Here is a 24,049-nt window from a genome sequence, read left to right as displayed (position 1 = left end):
CCGACCCTAGATGCTCCACTCGGTGGTTCGGAGGATGCCGCTCTTGACATCGACTCGAACACCTGTTCGAATGGACCATGAGCAAACCCATCCCATGAGGAGGGACGATCGTGACCGTGCCAGTCGACACCGACAGTCCGCGTGGTCTTGCGGCCGAGGGCGGGACGGCCGACGTGGTCGCGGGTCTTCCCGGGATGGCGGAGCTGTTGGGCGATACCCGTGAGTGGCTCTCGGGGCTGACGGACGTGGTCGGACTGACCCGGGCGGAGTGCCTGCAGGTGGTCACGGTGGCGGAGGAGATCAAGTCCGCTGTCTCGGCGGTCCAGGCGCGGGCGACGGTGCACTTCGTGGAGCAGGTGGAGCAGGACGCGTCAGCCGCTCGGGTGCGTGAGGAGATCACGCGCGGCGAGGCGCGTCGGCGGCACAGCGCGGCGCGCAGCGAGGTCGCTCTGGCGCGGCGGTGCTCGCCGGTGCAGGCCGATCGGCACGTGGCCACGGCACGGGCCTGGTGCTCCGTCCTGCCACAGACGATGTCCGCGTTGACTGCCGGACGGGTCAGCGAGTCCAGGGCGGGTCTCGTCGCCCAGGAGACGACCTGCTTGTCACCACAGGACCGCAGAGAGGCCGATCGCCGCCTGGCCGGGGACCTGACCGGGTTGGGGGACCGCGCGCTGCGGGGCGCCGCCCACCGGGCGTGCACCGGGATCGACCCGGCCAGTGTGGTCAGGCGCAACGAGAGGGCCGTGGCCTCCCGCAGGGTGAGCACGCGCCCGGCGCCGGACGGGATGGCGTGGCTCTCGGTCCTGGGTCCGCTCACCGACGTCGTCGGTGCCCACGCGTCGCTGACTGCGGCGGAGGCGACGCGATTCGTCGTGACGGGTGATTCGCAGGTGGACGCTGAGCGCGCTGCAGACGAGCGCAGCCGGGGTGCATGGATGGCCGACACCGCACTGGAGCGTCTGTCCGGACGGGACGAGGGGCGGGCCCAGCCCGTCGAGGTCGGTCTGGTCATGAGCGACACGACGTTCCTGCCCACCCATGGGGACCCGGGCGACGACGACCCGGTGGCCGGCAATGCGGGCGGCGGAGTCGCGGGCCACGGGACCGGGGGTGATGGCGCGACCGGGCATGGCGCGGGCCGCCGAGCCCGGGGCGACGGGGCGGTCGAGGTGCCCGGATGGGGCGCCCTTCCGCCGCACAGCGCCCGCGAGCACCTGACCCGCCTCCTGGACGAGTTGGAGTCTGCCGAGTCAGAGGACGAGCGCAGCTCGGGGATCTGGTTGCGCCGGCTCTTCACCACACCGGACGGACGGAACCTGGTCGCGATGGAGTCACGACAACGGTTCCACAGCGGCGCTCTGCGCGCTCTGATCGCCCTGCGGGACGCCACCTGCCGCGTCCCATGGTGCGATGCCCAGACCAGGCAGGTCGACCACGCCCACCCCGCGGCGGACGGCGGCCCTACCAGTGCGGGCAACGGGTGGGGTCTGTGCGAACGGCACAACCTCGACAAGGAAGCCCGGGGCTGGCGAGCCACTGTCACGTCCACCGGGCTCGATCCCGGCGACCGGCCCCACGAGGTCAACCTGACCACCACCCACGGACAGGACCATCCCTGTCCCGCGCCACCCCTGCTCGGGGTGGGGCGCGACATCCCGCATCCGCGTGAGCCGGTGCCGCCGGCCCTGACCCACTCCCGCCTCGAGGTACACCTCGACGGACTCCACGCGGCCTAGCGCACGAGCCGGTCGAGGAGCCGTTGCACCTCGCTCGCCGGGTCCTCGGTCAGGCCGCTGTGCACCGGCCCGGGCCGCACCACCGTCGAGCGGGGCGCACTGAGCCAGCCGAAGCGCCGTCCGTCGTCCCCGAGGCGGGGGCGGCCGCCCCCTTCGCGTCCGGCCGCGACGTCGCAGACGACCTGCAGCGCCGCGTCGAGCTCATCCGGGTCCAGGCTGGGCGCGAAGGCCGCCAGCCGGGCGTGGTCGACGGCGAACGCGGCCTCGAGGTGGTCCGCCGCCTGGCAGCGCAGCACGATGCCGACGTTGATGAACTCCTCGCGCTCGGCGTCGGGGACGCAGCGGAGCACGACGTACTGGTAGGGCATGCGGGTCATCGCCCACCTCCGGGCAGCCAGGCGTCGGGGCGGTCACGACGGGCGACGAGGTGCTCGAGGTAGGCCGAGCGCACGGCGCCGGTCGTCGTGAGGTGCTCGCTCGTCTCGAGCCACTCCTCGGGCACGAGGTCGATGACGCCCCTGAGGGTCTCGTCGTCCAGGGTCGCCTCGGCGCGCTCGTGCACCGCCGCCAGGTCGTCGGTGAGGTCACGCAGGACGTGGTCCTCGACGGAGAAGGGCTGGTCCGCGAAACGCCCGGGATCGGGTGCGCGCCGCCGCCACGAGTGGTGGAAGTACAGGGCCGCACCGTGGTCGATGGCCCACGGGCGCCCGCCCCACACGAGCAGGTTGGGGTTGGCCCACGTCCGGTCGACGTTGGCCGTGAAGGCGTCGAGCCAGACGATCGGCTCCGCCTGCGCACGTGTCGCCGGACGAGATCCGTCGTAGCCGAAGGATCCGGGCAGGTAGTCCAGACCCAGGTTGGTGCCGACCGAGGCCGTGAGCAGGTCCTGGACCTCCTCGTCGGCCTCGTAGCGGGCGATGTCCTTGGTCAGGTCGACGACGGCGAGCCGGGGGACCGGGATGTCCAGGCGCCGGGCGATCTCCCCGACGAGGATCTCGGCGACGAGCACCTTCAGGCCCTGGCCGGCGCCGCGGAACTTCACGACGTACATCCCCAGGTCGTCGGCCTCGACGAGTCCGGGGAGGGAACCCCCTTCGCGCAGGGGGACCGCGAATCGGGTCGCGGTGACGGTCTCGAGCACGGGTGCAGCCTATGTCCCGCCCCGGATTTCATCGTGGGCGCATCCCCGTGTAAAGTTTCTCGTCGTTGCCCCGGTGGCCCCAACCACCGGTCAGCACCACTCGTCCGGGTGGCGGAATTGGCAGACGCGCTAGCTTGAGGTGCTAGTGCCCGTATTAGGGCATGGGGGTTCAAGTCCCCCCTCGGACACAGATGCGGGTTCACGACAGTCGTGGATCTGGTTCACGAAACCTCGGTCAGACATTGGGTCTGACCGAGGTTTTTTCGGTTTCAGGGCGTGCGACGGAGTGGATTCAAGACAGGTGTGGCCCCGTGGGCTCCGGGGCCGAGGTGTGGGGATCGGCCCCGGAGTCCAGCGGCCCCAGCCGTCGTCCGACTGCGCGCATCGAGGCCGCACATGCGATCTCTGCGTTGCCCCACCACTGGCTGCTCACCTTCGCCGCGGCTGGCGACGATGTCTGCCCGGCTGACACACCGGCGTACCGACTCCGGCGGCTGCGACGCGGTGCAATACATCCTTGGCCACATCGCTGTGCGGTCGCGAGAGGAGCATTCGGTGCGGACGTTCTGGTTCGCTGACGAGGAGTCGGTTCCCGAGTTCTGGGAGACCCGGCACGAGCCCACGGGGTTCGGTATCAATCGTGCGGTGGTGGCGCCGGAGAGTGGCGTCAAGGGTGTGCGGGCGGTGGAACTGTCGACGTTCTCGTTCCCGGTCGGCGAGGAGGCCGAGGACGCGCGCAGCATCCCCGGTGTTCAGGCGTCCGGCTTGGTCGATCAGCTGGTTGAGTCCGGGGTTCGCTTGCCGAAACGGGTCGTCGACTTCGCCTACCGCGACGAGCCGGGCGAAAGCGTCACCAACCGTGCCCGCACCGATCTGCTGGTCATCGACGGGGTGACGTACTACGCGAGCACATGGCAGATATGGGTTACCAGCTCTCGGTCACCGTCATCGACGATGCGTGGTTGACGATTCTGCAGCCGGTCCGCCCCGATGTGACTCGTCTCGTGGAGGTCTGACGCGCGCTCGTCCTCGAGGGGTTCGCGTCCGCTTGCCCGATCCGGTGAGGTACGTGAAGGCGGTGCTGAGGACTTCGCTCCCGGCTGGGCCGCTGTGGGCCGTCTCCAACGCGGCCAACCGCCGGTACGAGGGCCTGGCCCGCGAGATCGACAAGGCGATGCGCTTCATGGCGGCCTGCGGGGTCGACTTCGACGCGATGAAGACCACCGAGTTCTGGTCCGCCCACGAGGCACTGCTGCTGGACTACGAGCGTCCGATGACCCGCGTGGACTCGCGCACCGGCGACCTCTTGGCGGAAGAGGCTGAGTGGATGGACTTGGCATCATGTCGAGGATGCGAAGACGGTGCAGCTGATCCCGAATGACCTGCACACAGCTATCGGGCACGCTGGTGGCGTGGCCGTGAGGAAGTGAGGCACTGATGACGTTGGAGCTTGATCGCACCGGCCCGCCGCTGTCGGCGCAGGCGCTCGAGGAGTTCGAGGAACGGGTGGGGGTGACGCTGCCCGACGAGTACCGGCAGTTCCTGCTCACGGTCAACGGCGGGTGGGCGACCACGGACTTCCACCACCCCCTGACGGCGGACGGCGACTTCGGCATCGACTGCCTGTACGGGATCGGTATCGAGGACGAGTACCGATCCATGGAGCGGAGCCTGGAGGCGTACGAGGGCCGCTACCCGAGCGAGTTCCTCCCGGTCGGTGAAGACCCGGGAGGGAACCTGGTTCTCATCCAGTGGCGAGGAGACGACGTCGGGTCGATCCACTTCTGGGACCACGAGGAGGAAGCCGACGAGGACGAGCCTGCGACGCACCGCAACCTCACCCGCATCAGCGACGGGTTCGCTGCGTACCTGGAAGAGCTCGAGCCGTACGAGCTGCCCGAGGAGGACCTGGCGATGATCGCGGAGCTACGCCGCAAGAACGGCTTGGAGTAGCAGTACCTGCGACGGTGGGCAGATCCTCCACGGACTTCCTCGCCCCCCTGCACAGGCGTGTCGCGTGTTGGGGGCGTCGGCGCCCGTGACGACACGGCCGTGGCTCAGGAACGGCGGATGCGCTCCATGATGTGGGCGAGTCCCTCTGCGAACTCACGCTCGGACTCGTTCTTCGCCAGCTCACCCTGCAGGTGCTCGAGATGGGGGAAGGACGCCAGCTCGTCCCGTCCGCCGGTGGGCTCGTGCTGCCCCTCGTCGGCGTGGACTGCCGCCTCCAGCAGCAGGTATCCGAGCAGGAAGCTGGTGAAAGTGCGGTAGGCAGCGACGGCCTCCCGGTCCCCGAAACCTTCGGAGATCAGGCCGTCGAGAAAGATCTCGACCCAACGCAGGCTGCGCATGGGTGGGCGCAGCCACGGCGCCTGCGGGGGGCGCGAGACGAGTATCGGAAAGATGGACGGGTGCGTGAGCGCGACCCGACGGAATCCGTGCGCGAGTCGCTCGAGGAAGTCCTGCCACCCGTGCTCGGGTGTGGTCAGCACCTGCGGGTCGTCGTCCATCGTGTCGACGATGCGGTCGACGATGCCATCGAGGAGATCGTCGCGATCGGCGACGTGGCGGTAAAGCGCCATGGCCTCCACGTCGAGTTCGTGCCCCAACCGGCGCATCGTCAGGGTGCGCCACCCGTGCTGGTCAACGAGGTGGATCGCCGCGTCCAGGACCCGTTCACGGGTCAGGCTGGAGGAGCGCTTCCTGGCGTGCCGCGTGTCTGCGGCGCTGTCCGGACCGCGCTTGGGTCGCTGCGTCATGCGCTCTCCACTGGTGGATGAGACTGGGGGCACCACCCTCTCACCCGGTCCCGGCTCCGGCCCGGGGTGCGCCGTGGCCGGTGCCGGCCAGCGCTACCCCGGACCGGGCTCGCACACACGGTCGGTTCCTACTCGAACAGGACCGAGAAGCCTGCAGGCAGCTGCGACCGCAGATCGGCGATCTCGCCGGCCGAGACGAATGTGGCCATCGAGGACAGCACCGCTCGTGCGTGTGCCAGGGCCTCCTCCGGGCCGCATCCTCGGCCCTCGTGCTCGGCGACCCGGCGAAGGAACTCATCCAAGTCGTCGCCGGTCTCCTGCTGACCGTTGTGCTCGAGCAGCGGCTGCTGCATCTCGCTGGGCAGCTGGCTGGCCAGATCACGCGGCTCGTTGCCGACCAGTCGCTTGCCCAGGTCCTCCAGGACGGTGCGGGTGGCAGTGGCTGCGTGCTCGCGGTCAGTGGGACCGCCGTGGCTGGCCACAGTGGCCAGGAACTCGTCGTATCGCATGATGACTCCTTCTCGTCTATCTGTTCTGAGCACATGGGCTCGTGCAGCACCCCCACGGTCCGGGGGTGCCCCAGCAGCACCATGTGCGTGTCAGGCGGGGGCGTGGTGGGCCAGGTGCTCCGGCCGGTGACGCGCTGCGGCAAAGGGTGCCTGCAGGGCGTTCGACCGGGCGTTGAAGACCACGAAGAGGTTGTTCCGCGGGTCGGGAGAGATGTTGCCGGCCGAGGCGTGCAGGCAGTTGGAGTCGAAGTACAGCGCGGACCCGGCAGACCCGGTGATCATGTCGATGCCGTGCTCCTCGGCGAGCGTGCTCACATCGTCCTCGTCAGGGGTGCCGACGGGCGGACGGTACGAGGTCAACGACTGCTGGTGGTAGTCGTCAGGCGTCTGGCCCACGCAGCTGACGAAGTGCTTGTGTGATCCGGGCACGATCATCAGCGCGCCATTGGTGGTGTAGTTGGGCGTCAACGACAGCGAGACGCTCAGAGCGCGTGGTGCGGGCATCCCGTCCTCGGCGTGCCAGGTCTCGAAGTCGCTGTGCCAGTAGAACGGTCCTCCGCCGAAACCGGGCTTGAGGTTGACTCGACTCTGGTGGATGTAGACCTCGTCACCGAGGATCTGCTCGGCCACGCCCATGATCTCCTCGCGAGCGCAGATGCCGGCGATGGCGTCGCTGAACCGGTGGGCGTCGAAGAGCGATCGCACCTCACCGTTCGTGGACTCACGCACGACGCGCTCGTCGTCCCCCAGGTGAGAGGTGACCGAGTCGACCTCGGACAGGCACGTGGTGATGTCCGTGTCGCTGAGGACGCCCTCGGCGGTGTGGTAGCCGTGCTCGTCGTAGGCGAGCACCTGCTCCGTCGACAGCGGACCCGAGGGGTCCGCTCCCCACACGACCGGGTGCACGCGCGGCTCGATCTGGCTGCGCGCCTCGAGCCGCGTGCGGTAGACGTCCACGGGTGGAGCTGTTGTCTGGATGGTCTTGGTCTCGATGAAGAGTCCTTTCGTCCTGTTCGGCGTCTCGGCCGAAGCGATTTAGCGATGTTTACACTGTAAACAGCCTCTTCCGGGTTGTGTCAAAGAGCCTTCGAAGCCACGTGCCGACCGCCGCGAGCGTCGGCCCGGTGCGGTGGCGCGTAGGAGGGCGACTGCCCCGGGGAGGGGCGCTCAGGACATGGGCGCCAGACGGGGCCACTGCGTGGACATCTCGTAGGCGTGCCCGACATTGAGGACGGTCGTCTCGTCGAAGGGGCGACCGATGATCTGGATTCCGGTCGGCATGCCGTCCTCGGTGAAGCCGGAGGGCATCGACAGTGAAGGCAGTCCGGTGACATTGCCCGGGGCGCTCAACCGCACGTAGGTGATCGTGGCGGACTCGGTGCTGCCGTCCGGCCACGTGACCTCGAGGTCGTCCAGCGGCAACCCGGGGGAGCTGACCGTCGGTGCGACGAGCACGTCGATGTCCCGGTAGAGGTCCTTGAAAGCGGCGCGAATCAGGGTCCGCACGCGCAGTGCCTTGATGTAGTCGGTGGCCGGGACCAGCTCACCTGCTTCGAGGAACGTCCTCACCTCATCGGTGTACAGATGGCCCTTCTCCCTGAGCATCTGCTGGTGGTACGCGCTCGCCTCCGGTACCAGCAGGCCCCATTCGGTGGCGAGGATTGCCTCCGCCATGGGGATCTCGACCTCGCGGATGGCCGCCCCGAGGTCCCTCAGCGTGGCAACGGCGGCCGCGGCGCGCTCGGCGACCTCGGGGTTGACGTTGTCGGTGAAGTAGTTGGTCGGTATCCCGATCCGCAGACCGGTGATGTCGCCGGTCAAGCCGGCGGAGTAGTCCGGGATCGGTACGTCGACCGAGGCGGGGTCGGCAGGGTCGTAGCCCGCGACGTGGCCGAGCATGATGGCCGCATCCTCAGCCGTCCTGGTCAAGGGACCAGCGTGGTCGAGGGACCACGAGAGGGAAGTGAGACCGCGGCGCGGTACCCGCCCGTACGTTGGCTTGAGCCCGACCGTGCCGCACACCGCGGCAGGGATGCGGATGGACCCACCGGTGTCGGTGCCCATGCCTGCGTAGATCAGCCCGGCCGCCAGGGCTGCGGCGGTTCCTCCGCTGGATCCGCCCGCGGTCATGGCGGTGTTCCACGGGTTGCGCGTGGTGGGCGTGGTCGCGCCGTAGGCGAACTCGTGGGTGTGGGTCTTACCGATCAGCACGGAGCCGGCCCTCGCCAGCATCTGGGTCACGGCGCCGTCCTCGTCGGGCACGTAGTCGGCCCGCACCTTGGAGCTGGCAGTGTTCGGGACCCCGGCAACTTCGTAGAGATCCTTCAGCCCGATGGGCACACCGTGCAGAGGCCCGCGGTACCGGCCCTTGCTGATCTCCTCCGCCGCTACCCGCGCGGACGCCAGCGCCCTGTCGCGAGTGAGGGTCGCAAAGGCCGAGATGGCCGGCTCGACCTCGTCCACGCGGGTGAGGATCGCTTCCGTGACCTCGACCGGCGAAACGTCCTTGGCGCGCACCTTCGCGGAGACCTGCGCCAAGGTCAGCTCGTGAAGGGCCATGTCACTCCCACCTGGCGTCGTAGGCCGGTGACATGGGGGTCTCTCCGAGGGGCACCGCGTCCAACGAGTCCGCAAGACCGAAGACGAGTTCGGCGGCCGCACTGACCACGTCGCGGCGCTCCTCGGGCAGTTCCAGACGAGCCAACGCCAATGCGTGGTCAAGCGCAGCGGGGTCAAGGGTGCGAGCCATGCTCTCTCCACTCAATCCATGGTGATGCCGATCACATTGGGCCAAACTCTGGCCATCACCCCTCACGTTGTCAACAGCCCCTCACCAGAGCATGTACCCGTTGCCCGGCGAGCGCGTGGCCCTGTGGCTCAGGTGTTGCCGGTGGTGGCCGCGCCGTGGCGGGCCAAGCGCTCCACCCACGCACGGGCGTGCGCCTTCACGTCAGCGTCAAGGAGCTCCTGGCGGGCCGTCACCAGCCTCCACGAGGTACCGGGCGGCAGGTCGATGTAGTGCGTGAGGGTGATCGTGGTCGAGTTGTCGATCCAGCTCTTGAGGGCCAGGAGCCCGCCGCTGCCGGTCGTGCCGGTGTCGGGGTGGGCGTCCCGCCACCTGAGCCTCGACGGACGTTCATGGCCCGTGACGACGACCTCCCGACCGGTGGGCAGGACCAGCTGGTGCCCGTCCTCAGCGCTGTCGAGGCTGCCTCCGGTCGTCACGTCGATGATGTACCAGGCCCGGGAGTCGGAGACCGAGGCGGTCACCCGCGACTCGGCGGTCAGCCGCAGCGGCGTGCGGGTGTGGGTCGGTGCCGAACTGGTGCGTCGGCGTCGTCGGCGAAGGGGGCGTGACCACATGGTGCAGATGCTGCCTTCTCGCCGGGGGAGCGCAAAGGCGCCGGGATGCTTCGGTGCGCACCTGTAACCGTCTTTGACATGCTCGAGGCATGGACGCCGAAGAGATCAGTTTCACCGGATCCGGCGGCGAGACCCTCGCCGGCACCCTCGACCTGCCCGGCAAGGAGCCCGAGGGGTACGCGCTGATGGCGCACTGCTTCACCGGCGGACGCAACCACCACGCCACCCGCCGGATCGCGCGGCAGCTGTGCGAGCGGGGTCTGGCGGTGCTGCGCTTCGACTTCACCGGGCTGGGGGACTCCGGTGGCCGTTTCGCGGAGTCGACCTTCTCCTCCAATGTCTCGGACATCGTCCGGGCAGCGGACTGGATGCGCTCGGTGCACGGTGCTCCGCAGCTGCTCGTGGGGCACTCCCTCGGTGGTGCAGCGGTGATCCCGGCGGCCCAGGAGATCCCGGAGGTGGCGGCGGTGGCCACGATCGGTGCTCCGTCGGACCCGGCCCACGTGACCCATCTCTTCGAGGGAGTGCTCGACGAGGTCGAGCGCGAGGGACGCGCCGAGGTCGTCCTCGGCGGGCAGCGGCTGAAGGTCTCCCGAGCCTTCGTCGACGACCTGCAGGCCTTCAACCCCGTCGGCACGACCGAAGCCCTCGAGCGACCGCTGCTCGTGATGCACTCGCCGCAGGACGAGGTCGTGGAGCTGGAGAACGCGAGCAGCATCTTCCGCGCGGCCAGGCACCCGAAGTCCTTCATCGCCCTCGACGGGGCCGACCACCTGCTGCGTCGGGCCGCCGACTCCCGCCGGGCGGCCCAGCTGATCGCGGCCTGGGCCGACCCGTACCTGCCGGAGACCTTCACCCCCGAGGTCGACTGACGCCGACCGGGACGGCGGGTCGACCACCAACTACTCTGCCGACATGAGCGAGATCACGGCGCCCGAGCAGGAGGTCGTGCGCATCTGCCGCGAGCTGCTGCAGATCGACACGAGCAACTACGGCCCCGGGCAGGACGGGCCGGGCGAGCGGGAGGCCGCCGACTACGTCCTCGCGCAGCTGCGCGAGGTCGGCCTCGAGCCGCAGGTCTTCGAGTCGGAGGAGCGCCGCACCACGGTCTCCGTGCGCATCCCCGGCGCCGATCGCGAGCGCGGTGCGCTGTGCATCCACGGGCACCTCGATGTCGTCCCGGCCCACGCCGAGGACTGGACTCATCCCCCCTTCGCCGCGGTGGAGGCCGACGGCTGCCTCTGGGGCCGCGGCGCGGTCGACATGAAGGACATGGTCGCGATGATGCTCGCGACGGTCCGCCACCTCGCCCGCACGGCAACCGTCCCGCCGCGGGACCTGCTCTTCGTCTTCTTCGCCGACGAGGAGGCCGGGGGAGTGCTCGGCAGCCAGTTCATGGTCAGGGAGCACCCCGGGGTCTTCGACGGCGTCACCGAGGCCATCAGCGAGGTCGGGGGGTACAGCGTCACCGTCGAGGACGCGAAGGGGGACCCCCGCCGGGCCTATCTCCTCCAGACCGCGGAGAAGGGCATCGCCTGGCTCCACCTGCGGGCCAGGGGGACGGCCGGGCACGGGTCAGTCCCCACGGACGACAACCCGATCGTCCACCTCGCCGAGGCCATCGCCCGCATCGATGCGCACAAGTGGCCGCGTGAGTTCATCGCCTCGGTCAGGGGGCTGCTCGACGGGCTGTCCGAGGTCACCGGGGTCGGCTACAGCGACGAGGACGCCGAGACGCTGCTGGAGCGGATCGGTACGGCGGCCGGCTTCGTGCGCGGCGCCCTGCAGGACACCGCCAACATCACGATGCTCGACGCCGGCTACAAGCACAACGTCATCCCGCAGGACGCCACGGCCGCCCTGGACTGCCGCTTCCTGCCCGGCCACGAGGAGGACCTCATGGCCACCATCCGGGAGCTGGCGGGTGAGCACGTGGACGTCGAGGTCGGCCACGCCGACACCTCGCTCGAGTCGCCCTTCGAGGGGGAGCTCGTCGAGCGGATGAAGGCGGCGCTGCTCGCCGAGGACCCCGGGGCGGCGATCCTGCCGTACTGCCTCTCCGGCGGCACGGACAACAAGGCGCTGTCCACGATCGGGGTCACCGGCTACGGTTTCGCACCCCTGCGTCTGCCGGCGGACCTGGACTTCGCGCCGATGTTCCACGGCATCGACGAGCGGGTGCCGCTGGACTCCCTCGAGTTCGGCGCGAAGGTGCTCTGGCGCCTCGTCGAGGACTGCTGAGGGGCGTCAGCGCACCCTCTCGGGCAGGTGGCTCGGCCGCGGGACGCGGATGATCTTGCGGCGCAACCACGCCTTCTGGACCCCACCGAGGTAGACGACCTTGCGGTGCAGCTCCCAGTGGCCGTACTCGGCGTGATCGGCCAGTTCCTGGCGGATCGCGGCGCGCGCGGCACCCCGTGGGAAGACGACTGTGCGGAACTCGTACTCGGGCATCGGCACCATTGTGGCCCAATGGCGGTAGCGTCGTCCCCATGAGCGACCCGCGCCCCGCCCTCAACCAGCTGATCGCCGCCCTCGAGCGACACCTCGAGGCCTCGTCCCAGCGCCGTGGCGAGGACGACCCCACCGTCGTCGCGGCCTACGAGGACCTCGCCGATGCCTTCGAGGCCTATGACGACGCCCTCCACGACGCCACGGGGGAGATGACGCCGCTCGTCGTCGTCGACGAGCAGTTCATGGTCGACGAGGAGGACTCGGACGGCGGGGACTCCGATGACGAGGACTACGACGACGACGAAGACGACCAGTCCTACGGCGGCCTCGACGACGAGGACTACGACGAGGAGGACACCGGGCGCTGACGGGACCGCCGGCGCAGAGCCAGGGTCCAGAGAGCGCCGAGCGCCGCGATGGCGCCCCCTGCGGCGAAGGCCCAGGGGATCCCCCACCCCGAGGCCACCAGCCCGAGGGTGATGGGGCCGATGCCCAGGCCGAGGTCGATGGCGGCGGTGGCAGTCCCTGAGGCGAGGCCGCGATCGGATGGCGTGGCCGTGGCAAAGATCGCCGAGAAGAACGCGGGGGTGCTGAACGCGACGCCCACCGCCAGCACGACGGTCCCCACGAGCAGTCCCGCCGGGTGGCGCACCGTGGCGGCCACCAGCAGCCCGACCGCGATGGCACCCAGCGAGGCGGAGCCGAGGGTGAGTGGCGGCACCAGGTCCGGGACTCGGGCCAGAGCGGTCCGGCACAGCACGACGACGCCGCCGTAGGCGAAGAGGGCCACGCTGGCATTGGCGAACCCGAGGTCCGTGGCGTACAGCGACACGAACGCGATGAAGCCACCCGCCGCGACCAGCGTGGCGAGGAAACCCAGGACGATCGGCAGCGACGGCCGGTGGATGAAGCCGTGGACCGCGTCCTCGGCGGTACCCGCCCCGCGGGTCTCTCCGACGAGGACGAGGACGACACCCGCCAGAGCACTCAACGCGCCGGCACCCACCCACACCGCCGGGAAGCCGCCCTCCCGCAGGAGGGTTTCCGCGAGCACCGGTCCCATGGCGATCCCGACGTAGAGCCCCAGGGAGTTGTACGACAGTGCCTCTCCCATCCGCTCCGGTGGTGCGAGGTCTGCCAGTGCCGCGAAGCCGGCGACGAAGAAGGCGGCCTCCCCGAGACCGGCCAGCAGACGGATCGCGATGACCAGCGCAAAGGTGTCCGTGACGCTGAGCAGGGCGAAGCACACCGTCGCGACTGCGGCTCCGCCCAGGAGCAGGGGCCGCCGTCCCACCGTGTCGGCGAACCGACCGGCGAACGGCCTCAGCACGAGGGCCGAGATGGCGAACACCCCGACCGCGACGCCCGCTCCGACCTCGTCGCCCCCTAGGGGGCCGGTCACGAAGAGCGGTAGGGCGAACAGGGCCATGCCGGTGGCCGTGAAGTACCCCAGCTCCGAGACGGACAGGGCGATGAAGGCCCTGGTGAAGAGCGGTGCGGCCATGGGCGGCCTCCCCGTCGCGGTCACGCGTCAACCGTGGTGGTGTCCAGCCTCCCACGCCGCGAAGGTGCGGGAGCGACCGCTGAGCGACCTCTGCGCCAACCGGCTCACAGCCAGCCGGACCGCTTGAACGAGCGGTAGAGCAGGGCGAGCGCGGCGATGATCAGCAGCATGACCACCGGGTAGCCGTAGTAGATCTCACGACCTCCGAGGTCCACACTCGCCGACAGCTCCGGCATGCCCTTGAAGTTCATCCCGTAGATACCCGCGACTGCCGTGGGCAGCACTGCCATCGCCGCCCACGCCGAGATCTTGCGCATGTCCTGATTCTGCTGCAGGCCGACCTGGGCGAGATGAGCGCTGAGGACGTCGGAGAGCAGCCCGTCCTGCGACTCGGTGTTGTCGATGACCAGGGACAGGTGGTCCTGCACGTCCCGGAAGAGGAAGCGCAGGTCGTCGGTGGGAACCGGTGACCGCTCGCTGACCAGATGGGCGAGCGGGCGCACGAGCGGCGTCGCTGCCCGCTTGAACTCCAGCACCTCGCGCTTGAGCGCGTAGATCGTCGCGGTGTCCACGTCGTCGTCCGTCGAGAACACCTTGGTCTCGATCTCCTCGAGGTCGACCTGCAGCTCGTCCTCGATCGCCAGGTACTGGTCCACGACGAGGTCGAGGATGGCGTGGAGGACTCCCCAGGGGCCGCGCGTGAGGGCCTGCGGGTCCTCCTCGAGACGGGTCCGCAGGCCGGCCAGGGGCGCGGCCTCGCCCCGGCGGATCGTCACGAGGTAGTCCTCGGCGAGGAAGATCATGATCTCGCCGGACTCGACGTCGGAGGTCGCCTCGACGTAGCGCAACGGACGCAGGACCACGAAGTACCCGTCGTCGTACCGCTCGATCTTGGGTCGCTGGTCCCCGGTGACCGAGTCCTCGATGGCCAGGGGGTGCAGGTGCAGGGCGTCGGAGACGCGAGCGAAGGTCTCGGTCGAGGGGTCCTTCATCCCGATCCAGAGGAAGTCGGAGGATCCGCGCGAGCGGATCTCCTTGAGCGCCTCGCCGATCTCGGAGAAGGGCAGACGGCGTCCGTCGCGATAATGGGCCTGGTCGACGATCACGCGGGCATCCTCGCAGGTGATGGGCGCCTAGGGTGGAGCCGTGGCCTACTGCATCCTCATCCGACACGGCCGGTCCACGGCCAACACCCAGGGCGTCCTGGCCGGGTGCGCCCCGGGCATCGCTCTCGACGAGATCGGCCGCGACCAGGCGGACGCCCTCGTGGACCGGCTGGCGGGGACCCCCTTCGTCCACCTCGCGTCGAGCCCGCTGCAGCGGTGCCTGGAGACGGCCCGGCCGCTGGCCGCCGCCCACGGGCTGACCGTCCAGGAGCACGAGGGGATCGGGGAGTGCCGGTACGGCGCCTGGACCGGCCGCCCGATCAAGGACCTCGCCGAGGAACCTCTCTGGCGCGTGGTGCAGGACCGACCGACGGAGGCGACCTTTCCCAGCAGCGACGAGTACCCGGGCGAGTCGATCGCGCAGATGGCGGCGCGGGCCGTCGCCGCCGTCGCCGAGATCGACGCGGCGGTCACCGCCGAGCACGGGCCGCACGCGGTGTGGGGTGCCTTCAGCCACGGCGACATCATCAAGTCGATCCTCGCGCACGCGGTGGGCACCTCCCTCGACGACTTCCAGCGCCTGCACGTCGACCCCGGATCGATCTCGGCGATCCACTTCACCGACACGCGCCCCATGCTGCTGCGCACCAACGACACCGGCACCTCCACGCTGCAGCCGCCAAGACCCAAGGACGCGTCGACCGCGGGTGACGCCACGGTCGGTGGCGGCACCGGGCTAGGGTCGCAGTCATGAGCCTCGTCGAGTTCAACCCACCCGAGCGCTTCATCGTTGGCACGGTCGGCCCGCCCGGACAGCGGACCTTCTTCCTCCAGGCCAGCGATGGCGAGCGTCGGATGCAGGTGGCCATGGAGAAGCTGCACGCCCAGGTGCTCGCGGAGCGCGTCGGTGAGCTGCTCGACCAGGTCGCCGGGGTCGAGGCGACCATCGCCGCGGCTGCCGCGGCAGCGGACAACGCGCCCCTCGACACGCCCATCGAGGAGGACTTCCGGGTCAGTGCCCTCGCCCTGTCGTGGGACGAGGACCGGCACGTCGTCATCATCGAGGCGCACGACCAGGACCCCGACGAGGTGGAGGACGGCTCCGTCGTCAACACCCTGCGGGCCTCACTCCCGCCTGCGCAGGCGCGTGCCTTCGCCCGGCGGTGCGAGACCGTCGTGCACGCCGGCCGGCCGGCCTGCCCCTTCTGCGGCGGCCCGGTCGACGCCGACGGTCACATCTGCCCGCGCGCCAACGGCTACAAGCGCTGACCGGGGGAGTGTGGGACGCGATGCTCGACGACGGTGACCTCGTCGTCCTGGGCCGTCACCCCTCCGCGAGCAACATCGTGACGGTCGCGGAGATCCGTCGCGCGGACCTCGAGCCGGTGACCGTCGCGTACAAGCCGATCGCGGGGGAGCGGCCCCTGTGGGACTTCCCCGACGGCTCGCTCGCCGCGCGTGAGGTCGCCGCGGCACGGATCGACGCGCTGGGTGGCTTCGACCTGATCCCCGAGACCCTGCTGCGCGACGGCCCCCTGGGGCCCGGGTCGGTGCAGCGGTGGATCGGGCGGGCGACGGTCCAGGCGCCCAGCCCGGTCGTGGTGACACCGCCGGACGCGGTGCCCGAGGGCAACCTCGTCGTGCTCGCCGGGGAGGACGAAGGGGGCGCCCCCCTCGTCCTCTCCCACCCCGACCTGCCGCGACTGCGCTCGATGGCCGTGCTCGACGCGGTGCTGAACAACTCCGACCGCAAGGGCGGACACATCCTCGTGCAGGGAGAGCGGCTGTGGGGGATCGACCACGGGGTGAGCCTGCACGCCGAGCCGAAGCTGCGCACGGTGCTGTGGGGCTGGGCCGGGGACGCGCTGACCGAGGCGGACGCGCGTCGGCTGGAGCGGCTGGCGGCAGCCCTGGAGGAGGAGGCCGTCGAGTCCGACCTGCTCGCCCTGATCACCCCCGAGGAGCTGGCCGCGCTGCGCCAGCGGACGAGCGAGCTGGTGGCCTCCGGGATCCACCCGCAGCCGTCGCCCGGCTGGCCGTCGATCCCGTGGCCACCGCTCTGACAGCCACCTCGTAGGCTGTCCGCGTGAGAGCCTGGCCGTCCCCCCACCTTCCCCTCGTCCCCGGTGACCCCGTCCCCCTTCGCCTGCACGACGTCGCTCGCCAGAGCGTCGAGCCGGTGGAGTACGACGGCAGAGCCACCCTCTACGTGTGCGGTGTGACGCCCTATGACACGACACACCTGGGCCACGCGGCCACGTACGTGACCTTCGACCTGGTCGGGCGCGCCCTGCGCGACGGCGGCCGGGAGGTGACCTACGTGCAGAACGTCACCGACGTCGACGACCCGCTCTTCGAGCGTGCCGCGCGCGACGGGGTCGACTGGCAGCACCTGGGGCAGGAGCAGATCGACCTCTTCCTCGAGGACATGACCGCACTCGACGTCCTCGCCCCGGACCACTTCATGGGCGTCATCGAGTCGATGCCGACGATCATCGAGTCGGTCCGCACGCTCGTGGACCGGGGGATGACCTACGAGGTCGTCGAGGACGGCATCCGCGACACCTACCTCGACCTCGCTGCGGCCGGGGGCCTCGGGGAGCTGAGCCACCTCGACCGCGACACGATGCTCGCCTTCTCCGCCGAGCGCGGCGGTGACCCGGAGCGCCCCGGCAAGCGCGACCCGCTCGACCCGATGCTCTGGCGTGGTGAGCGTGCCGGCGAGCCGGCCTGGGACGGCGGATCACTCGGTCCCGGGCGGCCGGGTTGGCACATCGAGTGCACGGCCATCGCGATGGAGCACCTCGGAGAGCGGATCGACGTCCAGGGCGGCGGCACAGACCTCGTCTTCCCGCACCACGAGATGTCGGTCATCCAGGCCGAGGCGATCACCGGCCACCGTCCCTTCGCCACGCACACCGCCCACCAGGCGATGGTGGCCTACGAGGGCGAGAAGATGAGCAAGTCCAAGGGCAACCTCGTGCGCGTCTCGACGCTGCGCGAGGAGGGTGTGGACCCGCGGGCGATCCGCCTGGCGCTGCTCGACAACCACTACCGCACCGAGTGGGAGTGGACCGACAAGGTGCTCGCGACGGCGGAGGCTCGGCTGGACCGGTGGCGTTCGGCGATGTCGACGGACGGGGGCCCCGACTCGACCGCGACGATCGCCGCGGTGCGGGCCGCCCTCGCCGACGACCTCGACTCCCCGAGCGCACTGGTGGCGGTCGACGAGTGGTGCGAGGAGTCCCTCGGTACGGGCGGAGACGTCGCCAGCGCCCCGGGCGACCTCGCCCGTGCCGTGGATGCCCTGCTGGGCGTGCGCCTCTGAGCCCGACGGCGTCCGGCGCTCAGCCCGGGCCGTTGGTGTCCTCGCCGCGCCGGCGCAGGTAGCGCTCGAACTCCTTGGCGATGGCGTCACCGCTGGCCTCCGGCAGCTCGGAGGTGTCCTGGGCGCTCTCGAGGGCGGAGACGTACTCGGCGATGTCCTCGTCGCTGGTGGCCAGCTCGTCGACGCCCCGCTCCCACGCACGCGCCTCCTCCTCGAGCTCACCGTGCTCGATGACCGTGTCGAGGAGGTCCTCGAGCTGGCCGAGCAGGGCCAGGCTCGCCTTGGGGCAGGGGACCTGCGCGGCATAGTGCGGCACGGCGGCCCACGAGGAGATCGAGACCATGTCGGCCTGGTGCGCGCCGTCGGCGACGACCCCGGTGATGCCCGTCGGCCCCTCGTACTGCGAGGGCTCGAGCTCGAGACGGTACGAGGTCATCTCGTCGGGGCTGGACGAGGAGACCGGGATCGGCCGCGTGTGGGCGACGTCGGCCAGCAGCGCCCCCAGGCAGATGACGGTCTCGACACCGTGGGCGACCCCCAGGTCGAGCAGCTCGGTGGTGAAGGCCCGCCAGCGGAAGGAGGGCTCCGTCCCGGTGACGAGCAGGACGTCGCGGCCGAGGCTGTCGGGGGAGGCCAGGAGGATGCGGGTGGTGTTCCAGTGGATGCCACGACCCTGACCCTGGTTGGTCACCTGCGGGCGGTTGACCTGGAAGTCGTAGTAGTCCTCGGGATCGATCGCGGCGACGGTCTCGGCGTCCCACAGCTCGATGAGGTGCTCGATGACGCGTGAGGCGGCCTCACCGGCGTCGTTCCATCCCTCGAAGGCGAGGATCATCACCGGGTCGTGCAGCTCGGGCAGGTCCTCGATCTCGATCACGCTCCCCAGCCTACGACGCGTAGCCTCGGACCCCGTGGACATCGTGAACTCCCTGCCCGCCGCCGTCCTGTGGGACATGGACGGCACCCTCGTCGACACCGAGCCCTACTGGATGCGTGCCGAGCACGAGCTCGTCGAGTCCTTCGGCGGGACGTGGACCCACGAGCTCGCCCTCGGTCTCGTCGGGAACCCGCTGCTGGTCTCGGCACAGGTCATCCTCGACAACTCCCCGGTGGACCTGCCGGCGGAGGAGGTCGTGCACCGGCTGCAGAGCCGGGTGGTCGAGCAGGTCGGTGACGCCGTGCCGTGGCGGCCCGGTGCCCGCGAGCTGCTCGCGGCCTGTCGTGAGCAGGGCGTGCCGTGCGCGTTGGTGACGATGTCGTGGACCGACCTCGCGGGTGCCGTCGTCGAGGCCACGGAGCCGGGGTCCTTCGTCCTCTCGGTCACCGGGGACCGCGTCACCCACGGCAAGCCGCACCCCGAGCCCTACGAGACGGCCGTTAGCGAGCTCGGCGTCACGGCGGGGGGGTGCGTCGCACTCGAGGACTCGCCGACCGGGGTCCGGTCCGCCGTCGCGGCGGGCGTGCCGACCATCGCGATCCCGCACGTCGTCGACATCCCGCAGATCGCCGGTGCCGTGCAGATCCCGAGCCTGTCCTCACTCACGCCGACCGATCTGCTGTCCACCGCGCTCGGCGAGGCGGGCGCAAGAGCCTAGGCAGTTGCGAAGGGGGAGTGCAGGAGCCTAGGCAGTTGCGAAGGGGGAGTGCAGGAGCCTAAGCACTTGCGAAGGGGGAGTGCAGGGGTCTAGATGGACGCGGAGGTGTCCGGCATGGGCGGGGGAGTCCCGCCGAAGGAGGGGCACAGCGGCTTGAAGTCGCACCAGCCGCACAGTCGGGAAGGGCGCGGACGAAAGTCCCGGTCCGCGACCGCCTTCTCGATGGCCGCCCAGACGGCCTTGACGTTGCGTTCGAGGGCGAGCAGCTCCCCTTCGTCCGGCTCGTAGCGGATGACGGTGCCGTCGCCGAGGTAGACCAGCTGCAGCAGGTCGGGCACCCGACCGGTGCGGTGCCACATGACCAGACCGTAGAACTTCATCTGGAACAGGGCCTTGCCCTCGAAGCCGGGGCCCGGTGTCCGGCCGGTCTTGTAGTCGACGACCCGTACCTGCCCCTGCGGGGCCACGTCGACACGGTCGATGATGCCGCGCAGGAGCAGCCCGTCCACCTCGACCTCGACCTTGAGCTCACGGTCAGCCGGCTCGAGCCGCGAGGGGTCCTCGAGGGTGAACCACCGGTCGGTGAGCTTCCCTGCCTGGGCGAACCACGACTCGAGGGTCGACGACTGGTCGTCGGCGAGCATCGCGGCCAGCTCCGGGCGCTCCTGCACGAGCGCGTGCCACCGGCCGGGCACGAGCGACCGTGCGGCCGCGGGCGTGCGCTCGGGCGCAGGCAGGTCGAAGATGTCCTCGAGCACTGCGTGCACGAGCGTGCCGCGCACGGCCGCCGGTGACGGTGCCTCCTGAAGTCGGTCGATCGTGCGGTAGCGGTACTTCAGCGGGCACTGCTTGAAGTCCGCAGCCCGCGAGGGGGAGATGGCGGGAGTCACTCCGGCGCGTAACCGAGGTTGGGGCCCAGCCAGCGCTCGGCCTCGGGCATCGTCCAGCCCTTGCGCTCGGCGTAGTCCTCCACCTGGTCCCTGGCCACGCGCCCGACGACGAAGTACTGGCTGTCGGGGTGGGCGAAGTACCAGCCGGAGACCGCTGCCCCCGGCCACATGGCCATCCCCTCGGTCAGCTCGATGCCGATCTCGTCGACGTCGAGGAGCTTCCACAGCGTCCTCTTCTCGGTGTGGTCGGGACAGGCGGGGTAGCCCGGGGCCGGTCGGATGCCGGCGTACCGCTCCTTGATCAGGGCCTCGTTGTCCAGGTCCTCGTCCGTCGCGTAACCCCAGAACTCCTTGCGCACCCGCTCGTGCAGCCGCTCGGCGAAGGCCTCGGCGAAGCGGTCGGCCAGCGCCTCGAGGAGGATCGCGTTGTAGTCGTCGTGCTCGGCCTTGAACTCGGCGATCTTCTCCGCGGCGCCGATGCCACCGGTGACGGCGAAGGCCCCGATCCAGTCCTTGAGGCCGGTGTCCTTGGGCGCGACGAAGTCGGCCAGGCTGCGGTTGGGCACCCCCGGCCGGTGCTTGCCCTGCTGGCGCAGCATGTGCAGCGTGTGCGCGACCTCGGAGCGCGACTCGTCGGTGTAGATCTCGATGTCGTCGCCGACCGCGTTGGCCGGGAAGAGCCCGATGACTCCCTTGGCGGTCAGCCACTTCTCCTCGATGATGCGGTCGAGCATCACCTGCGCCTCGTCGTAGAGCTTGCGGGCCACCTCACCCGTCTGCGGGTTGTTGAGGATGTCGGGGAAGGACCCCTTCAGCTCCCAGGCGTTGAAGAAGGGCTGCCAGTCGAAGTACTCCCGCAGCTCGGCGAGGTCGTAGTCCGCGAAGACCATGCGGGTGGGGGAGACGCCCGACAGGTGGGGCTGCTCCCGGCCCCAGTCGATCGGGGTGCGCGCCTCCTGCGCCTCCTCGTGGGTGAGCATCGGGCGGTCGTTGTTCTTGGCCGCGTGCCGCTTGCGCAGGGCGTCGTAGTCGGCGCCGACCTCGGCCAGCAACGGCTCCTTGCCGGTTCGCGAGAGGAGCTGGCTGACCACCGGGACGGACCGGGAGGCGTCCTTGACCCACACGACGGGCCCGTCGTACTGCTGGTCGACCTTGACGGCCGTGTGCGCGCGGGAGGTGGTCGCGCCGCCGATGAGCAGCGGGATGTCGAAGCCCTGGCGTTGCATCTCGGAGGCGACACCCACCATCTCGTCGAGCGAGGGCGTGATCAGGCCGGAGAGACCGATGACGTCGGCGTCGTGCTCGCGGGCGGTCTCGAGGATCTTCTGCGTCGGGACCATCACGCCGAGGTCGATGACGTCGTAGTTGTTGCACTGCAGGACGACGCCGACGATGTTCTTGCCGATGTCGTGCACGTCGCCCTTGACGGTGGCCATGATGACCGTCCCGTTCGAGCGTTCCGCGTCACCGGGCTGCTTCGACTCCTCGATGAAGGGGATGAGGTGGGCCACCGCCTTCTTCATCACGCGGGCGGACTTGACCACCTGGGGCAGGAACATCTTGCCGGCGCCGAAGAGGTCACCGACGACCCCCATGCCGTCCATCAGCGGCCCCTCGATCACCTCGATCGGCTGGCCGCCCTCGTCGTCGATCTCCCGGCGCAGGGCCTCGGTGTCCTCGACCACGTGGTCGTCGATCCCCTTGACCAGGGAGTGCGTGATGCGTTCGCGAAGGGGGAGCTCGCGCCACTGCTCGTTGGCCTCCTCGGCCTTGTGGCCGTCACCGCGGAACTCCTCGGCGATCTCCAGCAGGCGCTCGGTGGAGTCCTCACGACGGTTGAGCACGACGTCCTCGATCCGCTCGCGCAGCTCGGGGTCGATCGTGTCGTAGGGGACGAGGGCGCCGGCGTTGACGATCCCCATGTCCATGCCGGCGCGGATCGCGTGGTACAGGAAGACCGCGTGGATGGCCTCTCGCACGGCGTTGTTGCCGCGGAAGCTGAAGGAGACGTTGGAGACGCCGCCGGAGACGAGGACGCCCGGCAGGTTCTCCTTGATCCAGCGGGTCCCCTCGATGAAGTCGGTCCCGTAGGCCGCGTGCTCCTCGATGCCCGTGGCCAGGGCGAAGATGTTGGGGTCGAAGACGATGTCCTCGGCGGGGAACCCGACCTCCTGCGTGAGGATCGTGTACGCCCGCTGGGCGATCTCCGTGCGGCGTTGCAGGTTGTCCGCCTGGCCCTCCTCGTCGAAGCCCATGACGACGACGGCGGCGCCGTACTTGCGGCACAGCCGGGCCTGCTCGATGAAGGGCTCGACGCCCTCCTTCATCGAGATCGAGTTGACGATCGCCTTGCCCTGGGTGCGCTGCAGCCCGGTCTCGATGACCTCCCACTTGGAGGAGTCGATCATCAGCGGCACCTTGGAGATGTCCGGCTCGGAGGAGACGAGGTTGACGAAGGTGCCCATCGCGGCCACGCCGTCGAGCATGCCCTCGTCCATGTTGATGTCGATGGCCTGGGCGCCGCTCTCGACCTGCTGGCGCGCCACGGACAGGGCCGCTGGGTAGTCGTCGGCCTCGATGAGCTTGCGGAAGCGTGCCGACCCGGTGACGTTGGTGCGCTCACCGACGTTGACGAAGAGCGACTCGCTGGTGACGTTGAAGGCCTCGAGCCCGGACAGTCGCAGGGCCGGCTCGACCTCGACCGGCACGCGCGGCGGGGCTCCCTCGATCCCCGCGGCGATGGCGGCGACGTGCTCGGGCGTGGTGCCGCAGCAGCCGCCGAGGATGTTGACCAGGCCCGACGTGGCGAACTCCGAGACGAGCTCGGCCATGTACTGCGGGTCCTGGTCGTACTCGCCGAAGGCGTTGGGCAGGCCCGCGTTGGGGTAGGCGGACACGAAGGTGTCGGCGACCCGGCCCAGCTCGACGAGGTACTGGCGCATCTCCTCGGCACCGAGGGCGCAGTTGAGTCCGACGGCCACCGGCTGCGCGTGCCGGATGGAGTTCCAGAAGGCCTCGGTCGTCTGGCCGGTGAGAGTACGGCCCGAGGCGTCGGTGATCGTGCCCGAGACGATGACCGGCCACCGGCGGTCCTGCTCCTCGAAGAGGGTCTCGAGGGCGAAGATCGCGGCCTTGGCGTTGAGCGTGTCGAAGATCGTCTCGAGGAGCAGCACGTCGGCACCGCCCTCGACGAGACCGGATGCCTGCTCGTGGTACGCCTCCACGAGCTGGGGGAAGGTGATGTTGCGCTTGCCCGGGTCGTTGACGTCGGGGGAGATCGAGGCCGTGCGCACGGTCGGGCCCATCGCCCCGAGCACGTAGCGCGGCCGCGACGGGTCGGCGGCCATCGCCTCGTCCGCGGCCTCCCGCGCCAGTCGGGCCGCGGCGACGTTCATCTCGTGGGCCAGCTCCTCCATGCCGTAGTCGGCCAGGGAGATCCGCTGGGCGTTGAAGGTGTTGGTCTCGATCAGGTCGGCGCCGGCGTCGAGGTACTGGCGGTGGAGGTCCTTGACGATGGCCGGCTGCGTGAGCGAGAGCAGGTCGTTGTTGCCGCGGACGTCGCTCTCGCGGTCGGCGAAACGCTCCCCGCGGAAGTCGGCCTCCGACAGGCCCTGCTGCTGGAGCATCGTCCCCATGCCGCCGTCCATGACGAGGACCCGCTCGC

Annotated in this window: 26 protein-coding genes, 1 tRNA gene and 1 pseudogene; 14 read left to right on the top strand and 14 right to left on the bottom strand. The window is 70.0% G+C overall.

The genetic code is table 11. The features are described from left to right. Positions 1–110 precede the first annotated feature (110 nt). Positions 111–1,736, top strand: a complete 1,626-nt coding sequence (locus PVE36_RS08280; protein ID WP_277451515.1) for an HNH endonuclease signature motif containing protein — start codon at positions 111–113, stop codon at positions 1,734–1,736. On the opposite strand, the gene PVE36_RS08275 is transcribed toward PVE36_RS08280, so the two are convergent. After that, on the bottom strand, positions 1,733–2,113 hold the full coding sequence (locus tag PVE36_RS08275) for a DUF3037 domain-containing protein (RefSeq protein ID WP_277451513.1): 381 nt from the start codon (positions 2,111–2,113) through the stop codon (positions 1,733–1,735). The two genes, PVE36_RS08280 and PVE36_RS08275, sit on opposite strands and share 4 nt — an antisense overlap. Further along, positions 2,110–2,877, bottom strand: a complete 768-nt coding sequence (locus tag PVE36_RS08270) for a HipA family kinase (protein ID WP_277451512.1) — start codon at positions 2,875–2,877, stop codon at positions 2,110–2,112. The genes PVE36_RS08275 and PVE36_RS08270 overlap by 4 nt, the downstream gene beginning before the upstream one ends. 102 nt (positions 2,878–2,979) lie before the next feature. On the opposite strand from PVE36_RS08270, the gene PVE36_RS08265 reads away from it, so the two are divergent. The 5 genes and pseudogenes from PVE36_RS08265 (at position 2,980) to PVE36_RS08250 (ending at position 4,830) form a co-directional block, all read left to right on the top strand. Next, positions 2,980–3,065: transfer RNA gene (locus PVE36_RS08265), tRNA-Leu, on the top strand. A gap of 265 nt (positions 3,066–3,330) precedes the next feature. Continuing rightward, positions 3,331–3,843: a hypothetical protein gene (locus tag PVE36_RS08260; protein WP_277451510.1), complete on the top strand. Its 513-nt coding sequence runs from the start codon at positions 3,331–3,333 to the stop codon at positions 3,841–3,843. 151 nt (positions 3,844–3,994) lie between these two features. Next, a pseudogene (locus PVE36_RS08255) lies at positions 3,995–4,180 on the top strand (3-deoxy-7-phosphoheptulonate synthase); the annotation flags it as partial. A gap of 24 nt (positions 4,181–4,204) precedes the next feature. Beyond that, the gene (locus PVE36_RS16225) at positions 4,205–4,258 is read left to right on the top strand and encodes a hypothetical protein (RefSeq protein WP_346780643.1); all 54 of its coding nucleotides are present in this window, start codon (positions 4,205–4,207) and stop codon (positions 4,256–4,258) included. A gap of 56 nt (positions 4,259–4,314) precedes the next feature. Then, positions 4,315–4,830: an SMI1/KNR4 family protein gene (locus tag PVE36_RS08250; RefSeq protein ID WP_277451509.1), complete on the top strand. Its 516-nt coding sequence runs from the start codon at positions 4,315–4,317 to the stop codon at positions 4,828–4,830. 104 nt (positions 4,831–4,934) lie between these two features. Here PVE36_RS08250 and PVE36_RS08245 read toward each other — a convergent pair whose 3' ends face one another. From PVE36_RS08245 to PVE36_RS08220, 6 genes are all read right to left on the bottom strand, one after another. Beyond that, positions 4,935–5,636: a TetR/AcrR family transcriptional regulator C-terminal domain-containing protein gene (locus PVE36_RS08245; RefSeq protein WP_277451507.1), complete on the bottom strand. Its 702-nt coding sequence runs from the start codon at positions 5,634–5,636 to the stop codon at positions 4,935–4,937. 128 nt (positions 5,637–5,764) lie between these two features. Further along, positions 5,765–6,145: a DUF2267 domain-containing protein gene (locus PVE36_RS08240; RefSeq protein ID WP_277451506.1), complete on the bottom strand. Its 381-nt coding sequence runs from the start codon at positions 6,143–6,145 to the stop codon at positions 5,765–5,767. A 90-nt stretch (positions 6,146–6,235) separates the two neighbouring features. Continuing rightward, positions 6,236–7,102 carry an ectoine hydroxylase gene (gene thpD, locus PVE36_RS08235; protein ID WP_277451505.1) on the bottom strand — a complete coding sequence of 289 codons (867 nt, stop codon included), beginning with the start codon at positions 7,100–7,102 and terminating at the stop codon, positions 6,236–6,238. A gap of 210 nt (positions 7,103–7,312) precedes the next feature. Then, positions 7,313–8,704, bottom strand: coding sequence for an amidase (locus PVE36_RS08230; protein WP_277451504.1), 1,392 nt, complete (start codon positions 8,702–8,704; stop codon positions 7,313–7,315). 1 nt (position 8,705) lies between these two features. Further along, a complete protein-coding gene (locus PVE36_RS08225; protein WP_277451503.1) occupies positions 8,706–8,894 on the bottom strand; it encodes a hypothetical protein in 189 nt (62 codons plus the stop codon). A 128-nt stretch (positions 8,895–9,022) separates the two neighbouring features. Then, positions 9,023–9,508, bottom strand: a complete 486-nt coding sequence (locus PVE36_RS08220) for a hypothetical protein (RefSeq protein WP_277451502.1) — start codon at positions 9,506–9,508, stop codon at positions 9,023–9,025. Between the two features lie 89 nt (positions 9,509–9,597). On the opposite strand from PVE36_RS08220, the gene PVE36_RS08215 reads away from it, so the two are divergent. Both PVE36_RS08215 and PVE36_RS08210 read left to right on the top strand, forming a co-directional pair. Next, positions 9,598–10,380, top strand: a complete 783-nt coding sequence (locus PVE36_RS08215) for an alpha/beta fold hydrolase (protein WP_277451500.1) — start codon at positions 9,598–9,600, stop codon at positions 10,378–10,380. A 43-nt stretch (positions 10,381–10,423) separates the two neighbouring features. Beyond that, positions 10,424–11,749, top strand: a complete 1,326-nt coding sequence (locus PVE36_RS08210) for a M20/M25/M40 family metallo-hydrolase (protein ID WP_277451499.1) — start codon at positions 10,424–10,426, stop codon at positions 11,747–11,749. A 6-nt stretch (positions 11,750–11,755) separates the two neighbouring features. On the opposite strand, the gene PVE36_RS08205 is transcribed toward PVE36_RS08210, so the two are convergent. Beyond that, a complete protein-coding gene (locus PVE36_RS08205) occupies positions 11,756–11,962 on the bottom strand; it encodes a DUF5703 family protein (RefSeq protein ID WP_346780572.1) in 207 nt (68 codons plus the stop codon). A 38-nt stretch (positions 11,963–12,000) separates the two neighbouring features. Here PVE36_RS08205 and PVE36_RS08200 point away from each other — a divergent pair, with 38 nt between their 5' ends. Next, positions 12,001–12,330: a primosomal protein gene (locus PVE36_RS08200; RefSeq protein ID WP_277451497.1), complete on the top strand. Its 330-nt coding sequence runs from the start codon at positions 12,001–12,003 to the stop codon at positions 12,328–12,330. Here PVE36_RS08200 and PVE36_RS08195 read toward each other — a convergent pair. Beyond that, positions 12,303–13,466 (bottom strand): MFS transporter, encoded by a 1,164-nt coding sequence (locus PVE36_RS08195; protein WP_277451496.1) that lies wholly within the window; start codon positions 13,464–13,466, stop codon positions 12,303–12,305. The two genes, PVE36_RS08200 and PVE36_RS08195, sit on opposite strands and share 28 nt — an antisense overlap. Positions 13,467–13,570: 104 nt before the next feature. Next, entirely contained in the window at positions 13,571–14,572 is a 1,002-nt protein-coding gene (locus PVE36_RS08190) for a magnesium and cobalt transport protein CorA (RefSeq protein ID WP_277451494.1), read from the bottom strand. A 40-nt stretch (positions 14,573–14,612) separates the two neighbouring features. On the opposite strand from PVE36_RS08190, the gene PVE36_RS08185 reads away from it, so the two are divergent. The 4 genes from PVE36_RS08185 to mshC are packed head-to-tail and all read left to right on the top strand — an operon-like array spanning position 14,613 to position 17,900. Further along, positions 14,613–15,326, top strand: a complete 714-nt coding sequence (locus tag PVE36_RS08185; RefSeq protein ID WP_277451492.1) for an MSMEG_4193 family putative phosphomutase — start codon at positions 14,613–14,615, stop codon at positions 15,324–15,326. Next, on the top strand, positions 15,323–15,841 hold the full coding sequence (locus PVE36_RS08180) for a DUF3090 domain-containing protein (protein ID WP_277451490.1): 519 nt from the start codon (positions 15,323–15,325) through the stop codon (positions 15,839–15,841). Before PVE36_RS08185 ends, PVE36_RS08180 begins: the two co-directional genes overlap by 4 nt. 20 nt (positions 15,842–15,861) lie before the next feature. Next, positions 15,862–16,635, top strand: coding sequence for an SCO1664 family protein (locus PVE36_RS08175; RefSeq protein ID WP_277451489.1), 774 nt, complete (start codon positions 15,862–15,864; stop codon positions 16,633–16,635). Positions 16,636–16,658: 23 nt separating this feature from the next. After that, positions 16,659–17,900, top strand: a complete 1,242-nt coding sequence (gene mshC / locus PVE36_RS08170; RefSeq protein ID WP_277451485.1) for a cysteine--1-D-myo-inosityl 2-amino-2-deoxy-alpha-D-glucopyranoside ligase — start codon at positions 16,659–16,661, stop codon at positions 17,898–17,900. 19 nt (positions 17,901–17,919) lie between these two features. Here the strand turns inward: mshC and PVE36_RS08165 are convergent, their stop codons facing one another. Next, entirely contained in the window at positions 17,920–18,777 is an 858-nt protein-coding gene (locus PVE36_RS08165; protein ID WP_277451484.1) for a PAC2 family protein, read from the bottom strand. 34 nt (positions 18,778–18,811) lie between these two features. Here PVE36_RS08165 and PVE36_RS08160 point away from each other — a divergent pair, with 34 nt between their 5' ends. Continuing rightward, positions 18,812–19,495 (top strand): HAD family phosphatase, encoded by a 684-nt coding sequence (locus PVE36_RS08160; RefSeq protein WP_346780571.1) that lies wholly within the window; start codon positions 18,812–18,814, stop codon positions 19,493–19,495. 89 nt (positions 19,496–19,584) lie between these two features. Here the strand turns inward: PVE36_RS08160 and PVE36_RS08155 are convergent, their stop codons facing one another. Together PVE36_RS08155 and metH are read right to left on the bottom strand one after the other, a co-directional pair. Further along, on the bottom strand, positions 19,585–20,385 hold the full coding sequence (locus tag PVE36_RS08155; protein WP_277451482.1) for a PD-(D/E)XK nuclease family protein: 801 nt from the start codon (positions 20,383–20,385) through the stop codon (positions 19,585–19,587). Then, entirely contained in the window at positions 20,382–24,032 is a 3,651-nt protein-coding gene (gene metH, locus PVE36_RS08150) for a methionine synthase (protein ID WP_346780642.1), read from the bottom strand. Before metH ends, PVE36_RS08155 begins: the two co-directional genes overlap by 4 nt. Positions 24,033–24,049: the final 17 nt, after the last annotated feature.

The sequence above is a fragment of the Janibacter sp. DB-40 genome (genome assembly GCF_029510815.1).
GTDB lineage: Bacteria > Actinomycetota > Actinomycetes > Actinomycetales > Dermatophilaceae > Janibacter.
This window is presented reverse-complemented; position numbering and strand designations above follow the sequence as displayed.

Coding starts and splice junctions, on each gene's coding strand:
- PVE36_RS08245 (WP_277451507.1), bottom strand. CDS start 5,636: ATGACGCAGCGACCCAAGCGCGGTCCGGACAGCGCCGCAGACACGCGG.
- PVE36_RS08200 (WP_277451497.1), top strand. CDS start 12,001: ATGAGCGACCCGCGCCCCGCCCTCAACCAGCTGATCGCCGCCCTCGAG.
- PVE36_RS08250 (WP_277451509.1), top strand. CDS start 4,315: ATGACGTTGGAGCTTGATCGCACCGGCCCGCCGCTGTCGGCGCAGGCG.
- PVE36_RS08240 (WP_277451506.1), bottom strand. CDS start 6,145: ATGCGATACGACGAGTTCCTGGCCACTGTGGCCAGCCACGGCGGTCCC.
- PVE36_RS08210 (WP_277451499.1), top strand. CDS start 10,424: ATGAGCGAGATCACGGCGCCCGAGCAGGAGGTCGTGCGCATCTGCCGC.
- PVE36_RS08275 (WP_277451513.1), bottom strand. CDS start 2,113: ATGACCCGCATGCCCTACCAGTACGTCGTGCTCCGCTGCGTCCCCGAC.
- PVE36_RS08195 (WP_277451496.1), bottom strand. CDS start 13,466: ATGGCCGCACCGCTCTTCACCAGGGCCTTCATCGCCCTGTCCGTCTCG.
- PVE36_RS08215 (WP_277451500.1), top strand. CDS start 9,598: ATGGACGCCGAAGAGATCAGTTTCACCGGATCCGGCGGCGAGACCCTC.
- metH (WP_346780642.1), bottom strand. CDS start 24,032: ATGGACGGCGGCATGGGGACGATGCTCCAGCAGCAGGGCCTGTCGGAG.
- PVE36_RS08220 (WP_277451502.1), bottom strand. CDS start 9,508: ATGTGGTCACGCCCCCTTCGCCGACGACGCCGACGCACCAGTTCGGCA.
- PVE36_RS08260 (WP_277451510.1), top strand. CDS start 3,331: ATGTCTGCCCGGCTGACACACCGGCGTACCGACTCCGGCGGCTGCGAC.
- PVE36_RS08225 (WP_277451503.1), bottom strand. CDS start 8,894: ATGGCTCGCACCCTTGACCCCGCTGCGCTTGACCACGCATTGGCGTTG.
- PVE36_RS08175 (WP_277451489.1), top strand. CDS start 15,862: ATGCTCGACGACGGTGACCTCGTCGTCCTGGGCCGTCACCCCTCCGCG.
- PVE36_RS08230 (WP_277451504.1), bottom strand. CDS start 8,704: ATGGCCCTTCACGAGCTGACCTTGGCGCAGGTCTCCGCGAAGGTGCGC.
- PVE36_RS08205 (WP_346780572.1), bottom strand. CDS start 11,962: ATGCCCGAGTACGAGTTCCGCACAGTCGTCTTCCCACGGGGTGCCGCG.
- PVE36_RS08180 (WP_277451490.1), top strand. CDS start 15,323: ATGAGCCTCGTCGAGTTCAACCCACCCGAGCGCTTCATCGTTGGCACG.